Here is a 14,089-nt window from a genome sequence, read left to right as displayed (position 1 = left end):
TTTATGCTGCCATTGTTGTTCCCTCCGAACTACTTTTTATTACTTACAAGGACCTTGAAACCACCGACCGAGAATCTTTTCATCGATACGATCTTTTCCATGTTTTTAAGGTCCATGCTTTCAAATTCTTTGTGAACTTTTTTGTTTACCTGAATGCTGTGAGCTTTGGATTTGTAAACGATGAAAGCAAAGATCACAGTTTCGTCTTTTTTAAGCTTACAAAGTTTTGGGAACGGCAATCCATAAGGAACATCCATCTTGTCGCCGACACACTCGTAATAATCCAGAGCACCGTGTTTCATCCACGTCTTCATTCCGATCGTGGCCATCTTTTTATAGTTCTTTACATTTTTCTTTGCGATTGGAATCACGTAACCGTCAACGTAACGACTCATAAAAACCTCCATGGTTGAATGTTTTTATTGAATCATGCAAATGCCGTTGAACCAAGAGAACAAAGTTAAACTGGATTCACAGTTGTTTATATTGTTATATGTTAGAGAGGATAGGAGGCAGAACTTCCAGGTTTTAGCTCTGACGGCCGCGTACTGATTTGAGCGGGTTCAAAAACCTGCAAATGGATTTTATCGGCGGTAATCACAATAACCACGGGATTGATTTTCCCGTAAAAGGCAGCCGGCTCGCCGTGCATTTCCAAAGTCATATTGGCATCAGAATGTTTCTCTTTTAAAACTTCGTTGAAATTCAGCTCCCAAGCCGCTTTCATTTTTTTAAGTGCCGGTTGGTTCACAGAAATATCTAAATCAGATGTTTCAAGGCGGGCCTTGCCGTTGATGAAACTTCCGCCCAATATGATTTGTAAAGCAGGTCCACCATTCATCGAGGCCTGCAAGGCGGGCAGTTGGCTTTGCAAGTACTCAGCATAGCGGATCACTTCTTGAACTTCATAGCGAGTTCCAAAAAGTTGTTTTTGTTCTGATAGGAAATCTTGATAAAGTTCTTTACCGGACTTTCCAGCGGAGTGTCCTTGGGCAAATTTGATGTCATGGCGTTGTACCAAAGCCAAGGCATAATCAAGCAGACGTCGCCCACCGATGTGCCAGGCTGCTAAGGGATTTGGATCTTTCTTAGGGACTTCGCGATAGATCGCACCGATGTCTTTAAGCTCTGCCAGCTGTTCCTCAGAGGATTTATTTTGGATATTTTTGGCTAATTTTCTAGCCACTAAGAAGTCCTTAGAACCCTTTGAAAACTCCTGGATCAGAAGCTCTTGTTTAGAGGGAATAAAGACTTTTTCGCAAGCCGGGGCTGCAGTGACATTTTGAGCAAGCAGCAGAAAAAATATAGACACTATAATCGCTAAACTGCGATTAATGCTGTCTGAGCTGCCATAAAATGGAGTTAGAGGCCTCTGCCGGGTCATACGGGTTTAGAGGCAAATAGGATACCAAGAACCGGGGCGCCTGCCGTGAAAAGAGGTGCTCTTTACAGCTTACAGTTCTTCCAGAGCGATGTTGTAGTCATGCTCTGAAATGGCTTCGATGCCGTCTTCTTCAAGCAGATCTTGTACTTCGATTTGGGCATCAAGGAGTTTATTAACGTTGTCGGTGACGAAGCTGGTAAGAAAGATCACTTTCTTTTTCTTGCCTTCAACACCGATGACTGCGACCGCACCATCTTGGCCCGTGATGAAGACTCCGCCTAAGATTTCAGCTGATGCGTTTAGTTCTTTAAGATGGTTTTTGATGAGTTTTGAGGCTTCAGCTTTGATAGACATAGTGGTGTGATCGCTTTCTAAAAATTACGACCCACCATGGCGTAATTCCCTCGTGAAATCAAGGATGAAGCATGAATAGAGACACAAGAAACGGCGCACTATGAGGATTCATTCGCGTAATATTTTTGTGGGCTAACAGGCGCGTTTCAAACAGACAAAAGTCAATTTACAACAAACTCCAACTTTCTTTTGTTCCCACATTATCGAACCGCTACAGTGAATTGTGTGGTCAAAAATATTTCAGTCTAAAAAATTTAATGGCACCCCAGCTTTCCGAGCCGAACTTAACGAATCATTGCGCACGCGTGGGATCAGTTCATCACGTGGGCAGATTATATTAGGTATTCTTTGTTACCTGTCGGCATTGTCTTTTGCAGATGCAATTCATACGACGTTGATCGCTGGCACCATTGTGATGAATGGTTCACGGCTGATCCTTTGTGTCCGTTATGCAGAGATGACGAAAAAGGAGCCATTCCGTTGGCTTAAAGTTTTTGGATGGGTCACTTGGTTCACGTCACTATTTTGGTCGATGGCGACCATTTACAGTTTATCGATTTTTCACGGGACACCCGAAGTCGGATTTATTGCGCTGTTAGCTTTATCAGGAGTGATAACGTCGGTGCCGATGGCTCTAAGCCCCGAAAAGTTTCTGGCAAAAGCCTATGTGTTCACGGGGCTTATTCCACTGGGAATATTTTTTTTGCTAAACTCCTCGTCGCATAATCTGATCACTGCTGTGATCGCATTTGCGTTTACGCCTTTTCTTATTTATCAAGTGAACCTGCAATCCCGTCAGATTCTTGAAATCTATGCTCGCCGCGAACAGTATAAATCACTTTTCCATGCCACAATGGAAAGCATCATCGTACATGACAATGGCATCATCGTTGAAGTGAACAGTGCCTTTGAAGCAAGCTTTGGTTACAAAGCCAGTGAAATTATTGGAAAGCATATAGCAATGCTGCTTCCGCCTGAAGATCATCCCACGATGCGTATTGCGATGTCGAAAGATTACGACACACCATTAGAAGTGCGGGGAGTGCGAAAATCTGGAGAAGTCTTTCCGATGGAAACACGGGGCCGCTTTTTTGATTACGGTGGAAAGATGATGCGCTTGGTGTGCTCGCAAGATTTAACCAGCCGTAAAAAAGCAGAAGAAGTTTTAACGGTTCAGCTTCAACACGAAAAAGCATTGATGGATATTCGTGAAAAATCGATGATCGAAACCTCCAAGGCAAAGTCTTTGTTTTTAGCTAATATGAGCCATGAAATCAGAACACCCTTGCATGCCGTGATTTCAATATCTGATTTGTTGGCAGAGATGGACTTATCTGAAAAAGCCATGCGCTATGTTCGTACGTTAAAGGATTCTGGCGCTTCGTTATTGGCGTTGATTAACGATATCCTTGATTATTCTAAAATCGATTCCGGCAATATTGATTTGGAATATGTTGATTTTAGCCTGGTGAACTTGATTGAATCACAGGCGGATTTGATGGTGAGCCGGGCTGAACTTAAAAATTTACGATTAACAACTTACGTTGATCCAACGTTACCTGTCGCCGTCAGCGGGGACTTTGGCCGCTTAGGACAAATTCTAGCAAACTTAATCAGTAATGCGATCAAATTTACTAACAATGGAGAGATTAAAGTTCGCTGTGCACTCGTCAAAAAACTGGCAGAGCAAAAAATTTTAATTCGCTTTGAGGTGGAAGATTCAGGAACGGGGTTATCCCAAGATAAAAAAGCCCAACTGTTTAAACCCTTTGTTCAAGCGGACTCATCAACAGCACGTCGGTACGGTGGAACGGGGTTAGGATTATCCATTTGTCACAGCCTTGTGACCTTAATGGGCGGGGAAATCAGTTACCGCGGAAACGGGGATAAGCCTGGAACAACATTTTGGTTTGATGTTCCCGTCGACGTCATAAATCCTGAATCCATCAGCTTTCAATTTGCAAAAACGGATTGGCATCAAGCTGATGCAATTATTATCGAGGACGGTTTTTTAGCGGCACCAACATTTGAACGTTATTTAAAATCTTGGAATATGCCGGTCACACGAATGACGGCGGCGGATTTTAAATCTCAGAAACCGGATTCGCCAAGCAAGGCCCGCGGTTTATTGATTGTTCAAGAGTGTGATGAACTAGATGAAATTATAAAAACCAATACTTGGCTGACTCGTCCAAGGCATATTTTGGTCGTGAATCGCAGGGCGGATCAAGAGAATCATGTGACGTCCTCGTCGCCACCCAATATCGTTAAATATTTAAGTCCCAACATCCGTCAGTCAGATCTTTATAATGCTTTATTAAATACTGTTTTAATTTCGCATAATTTGTCGGACCTGACGCAGTCTCGTACGGCACTTAAAACTGAAAAGCAAAATGAAATCAGATTTCCAAAGTCCCGAGTGTTGGTTGCGGAAGATAACTCCACCAATCAATTTGTGATCCGAGCGATTTTACAAAAATTTGAAATGAATGTTCAGGTGGTGAATAACGGTGCAGAAGCAGTGAATGCTTATCAAAACGGTGATTATGATTTGATTTTGATGGACGTGCAAATGCCAGAAATGGACGGCTGCCAAGCCACTGAAAAAATTAGAGAGCTTGAGGCCAACAAGAAAATAGAAAAACCCGTTCCCATCGTCGCCTTAACCGCCAATGTCCTGCAAGAAGATCGCGATGCTTGCACGAAGGCGGGGATGAATGATTTTCTATCTAAGCCCGTGAAGAAAGATCTTTTGATTAACGTCTTGGAAAGATATTTGTCTGATAAAATGGAATAGGTTTTCGTCAGTAAGTGAACCTATTCAATGTTGTTTAAGACTCGCGGAATTTGGAAGGTTGTTGCCCAACCGTTCGACGAAAAGCGGTGCTAAAAGCTGTCTCCGACTGGTAGCCCACTTTCGTCGCGACTTCCGCAATTGAAATCTGCGACGATCTTAACAGATCACGAGCGACAACCATACGCCAGCCCCGTAAGTATTCCGCCGGTGACTGCCCAACAGCTTTCATGAACTGCGCCGAAAAACCGGATCGAGAAAGTCCTGCAGCCTTTGCCAAGCTTTCAACACTCCAGTCCTCAGAGGTTCTTGTGTGAATTAACTGCATGGCTTTAGACAATGAGGGGTCATTAAAAGCCCTTAACCATCCGGAGCCAAGATAGATATTTGATTTCGAACCTTTTCTTAATCCCATCAAAAGTAGTAACTGAGCGGCGCGGTTTAAAACAAAGTCTGATCCACAGATATTGTCCTCTGTTTCGCGTCCGATTAACTCAAAAAGGACTTTCACCGTAGGATCAGAATCAGAGAGTCTTGTAAACGTGGGCAGGCGATCTACAAGTGTCGGCGCAATGGCTGCATCAAAAGTAAAATGGCCGCCAAATAAAACAGTGCTGATAGCTTTGCGTTCGTTCCCAGCTTTGACGAATGGGGTTTTACGTTTTTGATAAAGTTCATCCCCCGAAATAGCCTTGGTCTTTGCGTCCGATCCGACACGAAAGCCTTTAAGGTTTGTCAGAATAAAGCCCTCGCCTTGTTTCAAAGTTTCACTAATACCGTTCCCGGAAATATGGCATTCACCATCAGCCACAAAACCGAATTTGATTTGCTTAAAACTTTCAAAGTACAATGCCCAAGTATCGTGGCCCACGAGCTTTGAGGTTAAGACCATCTCAATTTTCATCAGTTCAACTATTTGGCTCAAAGCGTCCACTAGGCCTCCGGTTTAGACGATCTCAAAGGTTATATGGATGATCGCTTATTCCATTGTCTATCAAACTCGATAAAATGTTGCAAGAACCACACAAGGAGTTTTCTTATGGATATCAAAATCGCTTTAATTACAGGCGCAAATAAAGGCTTAGGATTTGAATCAGCCCGCATCTTAGGACAAAAAGGTTTTCGCGTGTACATTGGTGCTCGTGACAAAAAGCGGGGCGAAGAAGCTGCCGCTGCTTTAAAAAAAGAAGGCTTTGATGCGCGCTTCTTACAGCTTGATGTAACCAGTGATTCTTCGGTTACCGACGCCGCCAAACAATTGGCGGAACAGGAAAAGCATCTTGATGTTTTGATCAATAACGCTGGCATTGCCCTTTTAGACAGAGATGGCAAAGGCAGTGTTTCCACGATTGAAGTGATGAAAGAAACTTATGAAGTGAATGTGTTTGGCCCCTTCAGAGTAACAAAGGCTTTTTTGCCACTCTTAAAAAACTCCAAACAGGCGAGTGTCGTGATGGTCAGTAGCGGTCTAGGGTCCGTGACGTTGCATGCCGATCCCAACAGCTGGATGGCGACTGTCGAAGCGATTGCTTACAATTCTTCAAAAACGGCACTGAATGGCGTGATGATTGGATTTGCAAACGAGTTTAAAGCCTATGGCATCAAAGTAAACTCGGTGAATCCTGGATATAACGCGACCGATCTGAATAACAACCAAGGTACTTACCCGCCAACTCACGGTGCGGGCATTATCGTGAAAGCTGCGCACTTGGATTCGGCGGGACCAACGGGAACTTTTGTAGACCAAGATCAAAGCTGTCCTTGGTAAGTTCGTCATAGATGGGCCTAAGATTATAAAAGTAAAAACCCATTTCTGGCGGAGGATTTAACACTCCGCCTATGGATTGTGATCCCGTTGCTCTAACCGGCTGTCATAACTATATGTTGCGGTGGCAAACTGATAGTGGGGCAATTTGAATTCGCGCGTTTCGCTTGGTTTCTTTTTTAAAGCCTGTGCAATTTTCTGAACCGGTTTGCTGGCAAAAAATGAAAGCACTTTATTGAAAATAAATACTCCTGCCTTAGATTGGGGATAAACCAATCGGAACTGTCCCGGAAAAACTTTTTGGATCTTTTGAACGAACGGTTTTAGTTTACTTTCATATTCACGAAAGGCTGATTCGTAGTTATCGGACCGAGACAATTCTCCCGCCAATACATACGCGCCGATAATTGCTAACGTCGTTCCCATGCCGGTAAAAGGTGTGGGGCAGTAAGCGGCGTCTCCTAAAAGGCAACACCGTCCCTTAGACCACGATTGTAAACGCACCTGACTAACCGGCCCCAGATAAATGTCTTTGTCATTTTTAATATCGTTCATCAGGCGATCTTCTTCCCAAACAACTCCCTGAAGTTTTCGTTGAACTTCAGCCACCGCTTCGCTTGCAGAAAAGTGCGCCTCTGGCGGGCCGTCATGCCAATAGTTCACTGATGCGCGGGTTGTGCCCTTGTTATCGGGTCTTAAAAGTAAAACACGTCCTTTCGGAGCGGTTAACCATCGCGCCCATTTTCCGTCATGGGGTTGGCGTGGGATCGTGGTGTAAGAGGTGTAGACTCCCAAATATTTATAGGGATTTTTATCAGGCACAATCATTTTACGAGTGGCAGAGCTAACGCCTTCAGCAACAATCAAAAGATCAAATCGTTGCCGAGTCTTGGAGCTAAAAACAACCTCCACGCCTTCTGCGTATTGGGTCAGAGATTCAATCGAGTCTCCAAAACGATAATCCACTTTCGATCGCGTCAGTTGAATCAAAATATCTGCAAGGTCACCGCGCAGGATTTCGTATTTCGATGTGAAAGACAACGGAGCATCCTTAGGAAATTCTGCCTCGACTTGGTTATCTTTATTCACGATGTGAAGTCCAACTTCCGTTGTGTTATGGCGAAGAATTTCTTTCTCAATTCCCATCAGCCTGACGATATCAATCGCCGCATCACTGATGTCGATATTTTGACCACCCAAGCGTGGAGCGGAAGCTTTTTCAACAAGCGTCACCTTGTGACCCGAACGTGTCAGCCAATATGCCAACGTGGGTCCCGCAATTCCTGCTCCGGTGATTAGAATGTTTTTCCGTTCCATGAAAGCTCCTTCCCGGTCCTCTAAGAACATCACAAAACAGAGTAAAATGCAGGGTCAAAACGTGTTACGAATTTGTCACCTAGGGACTTCCGCTTTACGTCTAAAGCAATGTGCCTTAAAGATTTTCTATGGAAAAAGCGCTGACCGTTTCATCTCCTAAAATCAAAAAAATTCTAAAAGATCGTTTTGGCTTTAGTTCCCTTCGCGAGGGGCAAAAAGAAGTCATCAACTCGGTGCTCGCAGGAAAACCGACCTTGGCCATCATGCCGACCGGGGCGGGCAAGTCCTTATGTTTCCAGTTGCCGGCATTAGCGTTGCCGGGCACGACGGTTGTCGTTTCGCCTTTGATCGCTTTGATGAAAGATCAAACAGGTAAACTTGATAGCTTAAATATCGATGCGGTAGAGTTAAGCAGTGCTCTCAGTTCCCAACAACAAACAGAAAATTACAGTGTCGCTACCAACGGTAAGACGGAATTCATTTATGTCACTCCGGAACGATTAACGGCCCCGGATTTCTTAGAATCTTTGCAGCAAGTAAAGATCGATCTTTTTGTTATTGATGAAGCCCACTGTATCAGCCAATGGGGGCACGATTTTAGACCGGCCTATCTTTCACTTGCCGATGCGTGGAGGACTCTAGGTCAGCCTCCTGTATTAGCCCTTACTGCCACGGCGACACCGGAAGTGGTGGACGATATCAAGAAGCAATTGCAGCTGCCGCAGATGGAAGTCTTTTCGTCGGGCGTTTTGCGCAAGAATCTTTTTTATGAAGTCAGCATGGTGGAAAAGGAAGCTGAAAAAACGGCGAAAACTTTAGAGATTTTAAAAGAGGTCCAAGGCAGTGGCATCATCTATTGCGCCACAGTTAAATCCGCAGTTCAATTGCACGAGCTTTTAGAAAGCGAAGGGTATCCCGTTGATCTCTATCACGGCAAACTCTCGATTGCGGCCCGCTCGGAAAATCGTGTGCGCTTTATGCAATCCCAAGATCGAATCATGGTCGCAACCAATGCCTTCGGTATGGGTATCGATAATCCCCATATTCGTTTCATCCTACATTTTCAGTTTCCAGGCTCTCTGGAGGCATACTATCAAGAGTCAGGGCGGGCAGGACGCGACGGAAATTTTTCTCGCTGTATCCTTCTTTATCTAAAACAAGACAAGCGAACTCAAAGTTTTTTCTTGGCAGGTAAATATCCTGACCTTGAAGACTTAAAAAAGACTTATGAACGTTTGCAAAGTTTAACTCTTAAAGATCCCGCTTTGAACGAAGCCGACATCACTGAAGATTTGGGAGTTCCAAAATCCAAAGTGAAAGTATTATTAGCGCTATTGAAAAGCGCAAAAGTTCTAGTCTTATCAAAAAAGGTTCTGCGCCTAAAAGTCGTTAATTTAACTGAAGCCCAGCTACAAAATCTGATTGATGGATATTTGCAGAAAAAAGTGGCTGATGCCGATAAATTGAAACAAATGATCGTGTACGGGCAATCTGCTCTTTGCCGATGGAAAATGATCCTGGAATACTTCGAGCAAAAAGTAGAATGGGAACGTTGCGAACATTGCGATAACTGCCAACGTGAAGCTTCGCGACTTGTGGAAGCTCCTCAAGAAGCTTTCTGCTAAGGGCTTTGGTTATTTAGAACTTGCGGAGGGCATAAAAAAACCCGCATCTCTGCAGGTTTGATATTTCTCTCAGAGGCTCATTTCCGGAGAAACTTCCATCAGAACGCATCCGATGAACTATGTTTATCGCCCGTAAGCAGATAAAATTTGGTAGTGAGAGACGGACTTGAACCGTCGACCTACGGATTATGATTCCGTTGCTCTAACCAGCTGAGCCTACCCTATAGCATGTAAACAGGATGAATCTGCTATTCGCTGCCGTGCGCCACGACGACTCTGTGCGGCGTTAAGCCTTATTTGGTTGATCGGTTAACTGCGAGAATTTAAAAGTTCCGATATGACACAGACCGTTTTAACCAATCTCCAGCTCCATCAAATTGAACAGGAAATCGAAAAGATTTTTGTCGTTCGTGATGGTTTAGATCCAGAGGTTCTTGAAGATGCGTATGAAATGGCTCGTTATGATGAGATTTTGGATCATTACGAGAACCTTCTTAAATATTCTTATAAGAAGGCCCGTGTGAATGAGAGCGGATTAAGGCTCGTTTAGCCTGCTTCCACTTGTTTTTTCTTTCGGATCGGCTTGTTCTTTGCCTTTGCGATTTTTTCCAAAACTTTTTGATGTGCTTCGGCTTTTGCTACATTTTTAGCCCAGTTTTTCGGTCTGCGCTCTAAATATAATTTTTCGATCTCTTCACCTTTAGCCTTCTCTAAAAGAAGACCTCCGAAAACCGCCGAACATTCCATCGCTACGATCTCGACTTTATGGTCTTGTTTTACTTTAGCTATATATTCTCGAGCTTCAGAAGCAAACCTCCACGCGACAAAAATACCTTTTTTATTTTTCCCCAAAGCTCCGAAAAACCTTTGAAGATCAGGACGACCTGCGGGAGCCGTAGCATGGTTCTTAATTTGGATCGGAAGTTTTCCACCATCTGCCCATCCATCAATCCCACCATCGCCAGATTTTTTAGTATTTACATCCCAACCCATTACTTCACAGACAACTTCCGCGAACTTGTGGCCGTTCATTTGCTTTAGTTCTTCTTCGGTCTGCGGCAAGTTTTTGATCTCGAACTTCACATCGGGAACATCGAAATATAAACGTTCGGATATAATCTTAACAGATACGGGGGACACATCACCCGTGATAAATGTTCGACCAAGATCGGCGCAGACTTTTGCGGTTGTTCCACCACCCCCGAAGCAATCAAGAACCACATCTCCTTTTTTTGAAGCACATTCAATAATTCTTCGTAAAAGGGCCTCGGGTTTTTGCGTTGGATAGCCAAGTCGTTCAGGAGACTTGGTGCCAATAAACTCAATGTCATCCCAAAGATTATCCATAGGGGTTCCCTTGTTGGGGTCAAGATAAGCCTTGTAAACAGGGTTCTTTGACCCCTTATTGAACTTGGCTTCTCCAGACTTTAACATTTCTTTTAATCTATCTTTCGAATAGGTCTTCAGATTTTCCCATTTGAAACGCCGTCCATTTTCGTCAACTTTATCATACCGCTTTAGAGTAGCGGGAGCGTAGTCCTTATAGGGAACATTAAAATAAGAGTCCTTTGATTTTTGATAGAAAAATATGGTGTCTGTATTGGCGCTAAATTTTTTCGCGATAGATTTAGAGCTTCCGGTAGTAAAAGTTCTTTTCCAAATAATTTCATTTCTAAAGTTGTCCTCACCGAATACATCATCAAGAACACATCTCAAACGATGTGAGGCGTGCCAATCGCAGTGAAGAAAAATGCTGCCTGTCTTTTTCAATTTTTTGTGAATAAGTTCAATTCGTGGCCTCATCCACTCAATATAATTTAATACTTTCCCAGAAAAGCGATCCTCAAAAGATCTACGTTCGTATCCATTTCCCCAAAGAATTTCGTAAGGTCGATTCGAAAAGAATGGCGGATCTATATAGCAGAGATCAATACTCTCATCTTCAAGTAGTTTAAGCCATTCGAGATTATCTCCGCAGATAACATAATTTCCGGACCCTTCTTCCCTAGAGGTCAAAGTTTTTCTGACACCCATTCAAACTCTCCTTCTAAAGTGCACGCAAGCAAATTAAAGTTTGTGTGCAATCAGTATTTTGTTTCTAAGCAAAGTTTGTTTGTTTACTTAAGCATCAGCCAGTTTTTTTGGCTCGACTGGCCCTTATAAGTTTGGACTAGGGGAATATTTTTCCTCGCCAAAAGTAGGGATGTGAAGTACTTAAAAAATTCGGGATATGCTTTCCCGACAAGTAAGAATATTTGCCGTCCGCTTGCTCAAGGACTGTTTATTTTTGTAAGTCTATTATTTCCGCCGAGGGATTTGTTCCCTGAGCCATAGATGCTTTTTTACCCGGACTACGAAAGGAGAGGTTGTTTTTTGCGGATCAGGGCCGCGAACGTTAAGCCTTCGAAAGTAAAAAACCCGCGTTTCCGCAGGTTTGATATTTCTCTCAGAGGCTCATTTCCGGAGAAACTTTCATCAGAACGCATCCGATGAACTATGTTTTTAACTGCCCGAAGGCAGATAAAATTTGGTAGTGAGAGGCGGACTTGAACCGCCGACCTACGGATTATGATTCCGTTGCTCTAACCAGCTGAGCTACCCCACCAACCGTAACGCTTGCGCGTGAGACGCAATTTTTATTGGTTTCGCGTCCTTATGTCAATTGTTGCGTTTGCGTTAACTTAAGATTTTCGAAATTCTTAGGTCCCCGGTCTTTAGTCTTGACCCAGCTGTCATATCGCAATGGAATAATTACTCGGACATAAGATTCATTCTCACGGAGGGGATAATTATATGAAAAGACTGATGATGGCGGCCTTGCTGCCAGTAATTGTGGCAGGTTGTACAAACTCCAATAACAACTCGCAAAGCCCTTTGGCGCCTGGTTCAGAGCGCGCAATCAAAGTTTCCGCAAATGCGCTGACTGTGACTTCACTTGATGGAGTGGCGCTAGCTGGAGCTCAAGTCCTTATCGGGGATGCTCTGAATTTTCCTTTTGAGGGTAACTTTTTAACTACTGACGCAAATGGTCAAGTTGAGATCCCAGCTTCTTGGACGGAGGCGCAACCGGTAACTATTCAAGCTAAAGGTTACGTTCGTCAGACTTATATGTCGGTTCAGCCTGGAGCAGTGTCTTTCAAGCTTCGTCCTTTAAATACTGTCAGCCAATTTGAAATCAAAGGCCAAGCAACCGGTTTGCCTATCAAGAATGGCGACGGCAACATCGACTTCGGCTTAGTGATGCAGGGTTTTTCTAAAATGCAGCTTTTCGCATTTAACATGGACTCGGTTCTAAGTGCGCAAAACGATAAGATCTCTGCCATTGGCCAAGAGATGGATATCCCGGCGAATCTTTCTTTGCCTCAGCAAAAAGAAAAATACGCTTTGTTCACTGTGACTTTGGATAAGCCTGCTTACCGTATTTACTTCGGTCAGCCAGGTGTGACTCGCGTGTTTGTTGCGAAAGGCACATTCCCGTTTAAAACAATCGTGGACGGCGTTCGTGGCGGAGCAAAACTTTACGAAATGCTAAACGTGTTTAACCTAACAGGCGGAGCCGTTCGTGACGTAAATCTATCGAAAGGAAGAACTGACTTGGATCTTCCGACGAACGAGATCGCGTTCTCTGTTAAAAACACAGTTGTTGCTCCTCAGTTCCGTGCGGATGAGACGTTCATGGCAGCAGGGTTGTCGGGCCAAGGTGGTTTCTTGCTGCCAACAGATGTTAAAAAGCTCAATGCGGGTCAAAAGATCACTTTGAACACGGCTCCGAATATGGAAGCGAACGTTTTGGCGGTTTTGACTAAAACTGAAGATCTACGCGCAAACATTGACCGCGTGTCGACGGCGATTCTTCCGATGAACGGGACGACGGCTCCGCAAGTTTTGCCTTTGATCAATAACCCAATTATCGGGGCGGGTGGTCTTGAGATCGCTATGCCTTCTTTCCAAACGGTGGCTGGAGTCAATCCGCTAGCGACTTATGCTGTGTTCTCAAACGAAATCCAAGTGCAAATGGGCGCCGATAAAGTGAAATTGATGAACCAAACTTGGGAAGTTTACGCTGACAAATGGGTAGCAAGCATGAAAGTCCCAACATTCCCGAACGACACTCTAATGACTGGCGTTAAACGTTGGGAAGTGAACTTTTTAGGCTCACAAACGGCTTCACAAGCGCCAATGGGTGCTGCTATGATTGAAGCCGCAACACATGTCACACACAGCTCGGTTAACTTCTAGAACTATCTTCTTATCTCTTGTGATCATCACAGGCTGCACCGTTATGGGTTGCAGCCTTTTTGACAAAAGGCCTTCTTCAAATCAGCAGATGGCTAAATTCAACAAACAAAGAGTGTTCTTCGCCCCCTACGACAACGTATGGAGAGCAGCCCACGCTGTGATCAAATTCCCGATCGCTCAAGAAAACCAAGACACTGGTGTTATTGAAACAGAATACATCAAAGGTATCGATGGTTGGTTAGCACCAGATGTTGCACGTCCACCTTCCAGTGGCATCCGCTATAAATTGATCTTCACCTTCGCAAAAGGAACTGCCGACGGCAGAGAATCCACGCGAGTCACAATCGATAAGAAAGTCGAAATCCTCCGCGACTTCTTCTCCGCACCAGAAAACAAGGAGTCCGATGGGTTGGAAGAGAAGATTCTCTTTTACCGCATCGAACGCGAGCTTGTGATTATGGATGCGTTGAAGCGCGCGGGGAATTAGTTACTCCAAAAATAGCTGGAAAAAATATTTGAGTTAATAGACCTTGGTCTCGAGACAATTTGGTTAGTATGTGTAAATATACTATAGTTTGTTGACATCTTGAGGTGGTATGTGTTTTTGAGAA

12 protein-coding genes and 2 tRNA genes are annotated in these 14,089 nt (G+C 44.0%); 6 read left to right on the top strand and 8 right to left on the bottom strand.

The window, feature by feature from the left end; genetic code table 11:
* Positions 1-29: 29 nt before the first annotated feature.
* The 3 genes from B9G69_RS02550 to B9G69_RS02540 form a co-directional block, all read right to left on the bottom strand.
* Positions 30-395 carry a DUF1428 domain-containing protein gene (locus B9G69_RS02550; protein ID WP_088614058.1) on the bottom strand — a complete coding sequence of 122 codons (366 nt, stop codon included), beginning with the start codon at positions 393-395 and terminating at the stop codon, positions 30-32.
* A gap of 101 nt (positions 396-496) precedes the next feature.
* Complete coding sequence (locus tag B9G69_RS02545; protein WP_088614059.1) at positions 497-1,312, bottom strand: hypothetical protein; 816 nt, start codon at positions 1,310-1,312, stop codon at positions 497-499.
* A 141-nt stretch (positions 1,313-1,453) separates the two neighbouring features.
* The gene (locus B9G69_RS02540; RefSeq protein ID WP_088614060.1) at positions 1,454-1,738 is read right to left on the bottom strand and encodes a hypothetical protein; all 285 of its coding nucleotides are present in this window, start codon (positions 1,736-1,738) and stop codon (positions 1,454-1,456) included.
* Between the two features lie 223 nt (positions 1,739-1,961).
* Between B9G69_RS02540 and B9G69_RS02535 the strand changes: the two genes are divergently transcribed.
* The gene (locus tag B9G69_RS02535) at positions 1,962-4,535 is read left to right on the top strand and encodes a response regulator (RefSeq protein ID WP_141096850.1); all 2,574 of its coding nucleotides are present in this window, start codon (positions 1,962-1,964) and stop codon (positions 4,533-4,535) included.
* A gap of 34 nt (positions 4,536-4,569) precedes the next feature.
* Here the strand turns inward: B9G69_RS02535 and B9G69_RS02530 are convergent, their stop codons facing one another.
* Entirely contained in the window at positions 4,570-5,457 is an 888-nt protein-coding gene (locus B9G69_RS02530; protein ID WP_141096851.1) for an AraC family transcriptional regulator, read from the bottom strand.
* A 114-nt stretch (positions 5,458-5,571) separates the two neighbouring features.
* Between B9G69_RS02530 and B9G69_RS02525 the strand changes: the two genes are divergently transcribed.
* Positions 5,572-6,300, top strand: coding sequence for an SDR family oxidoreductase (locus tag B9G69_RS02525; protein WP_088614063.1), 729 nt, complete (start codon positions 5,572-5,574; stop codon positions 6,298-6,300).
* Between the two features lie 69 nt (positions 6,301-6,369).
* On the opposite strand, the gene B9G69_RS02520 is transcribed toward B9G69_RS02525, so the two are convergent.
* Positions 6,370-7,614, bottom strand: a complete 1,245-nt coding sequence (locus B9G69_RS02520; protein WP_176400879.1) for an FAD-dependent monooxygenase — start codon at positions 7,612-7,614, stop codon at positions 6,370-6,372.
* Between the two features lie 128 nt (positions 7,615-7,742).
* Here B9G69_RS02520 and B9G69_RS02515 point away from each other — a divergent pair, with 128 nt between their 5' ends.
* Positions 7,743-9,239 (top strand): RecQ family ATP-dependent DNA helicase, encoded by a 1,497-nt coding sequence (locus B9G69_RS02515; RefSeq protein WP_088614065.1) that lies wholly within the window; start codon positions 7,743-7,745, stop codon positions 9,237-9,239.
* Positions 9,240-9,387: 148 nt separating this feature from the next.
* On the opposite strand, the gene B9G69_RS02510 is transcribed toward B9G69_RS02515, so the two are convergent.
* Positions 9,388-9,460: transfer RNA gene (locus tag B9G69_RS02510), tRNA-Met, on the bottom strand.
* Positions 9,461-9,576: 116 nt separating this feature from the next.
* Here B9G69_RS02510 and B9G69_RS02505 point away from each other — a divergent pair.
* A complete protein-coding gene (locus tag B9G69_RS02505; RefSeq protein ID WP_088614066.1) occupies positions 9,577-9,789 on the top strand; it encodes a hypothetical protein in 213 nt (70 codons plus the stop codon).
* Here the strand turns inward: B9G69_RS02505 and B9G69_RS02500 are convergent.
* Entirely contained in the window at positions 9,786-11,273 is a 1,488-nt protein-coding gene (locus B9G69_RS02500; RefSeq protein ID WP_088614067.1) for a DNA methyltransferase, read from the bottom strand. The genes B9G69_RS02505 and B9G69_RS02500 overlap by 4 nt on opposite strands.
* 494 nt (positions 11,274-11,767) lie before the next feature.
* Positions 11,768-11,844 (bottom strand) — tRNA-Met (locus tag B9G69_RS02495).
* A 188-nt stretch (positions 11,845-12,032) separates the two neighbouring features.
* Between B9G69_RS02495 and B9G69_RS02490 the strand changes: the two genes are divergently transcribed.
* Together B9G69_RS02490 and B9G69_RS02485 are read left to right on the top strand one after the other, a co-directional pair.
* Entirely contained in the window at positions 12,033-13,478 is a 1,446-nt protein-coding gene (locus B9G69_RS02490) for a hypothetical protein (RefSeq protein WP_088614068.1), read from the top strand.
* A gap of 88 nt (positions 13,479-13,566) precedes the next feature.
* The gene (locus B9G69_RS02485; RefSeq protein WP_254916714.1) at positions 13,567-13,965 is read left to right on the top strand and encodes a hypothetical protein; all 399 of its coding nucleotides are present in this window, start codon (positions 13,567-13,569) and stop codon (positions 13,963-13,965) included.
* The last annotated feature ends 124 nt before the right edge of the window (positions 13,966-14,089 follow it).

It is taken from the genome of Bdellovibrio sp. SKB1291214 (assembly GCF_002209355.2).
Lineage (GTDB): Bacteria > Bdellovibrionota > Bdellovibrionia > Bdellovibrionales > Bdellovibrionaceae > Bdellovibrio.
The sequence above is the reverse complement of the archived record's forward strand: the minus strand, read 5'-3'. Positions and strand labels throughout refer to the sequence as shown.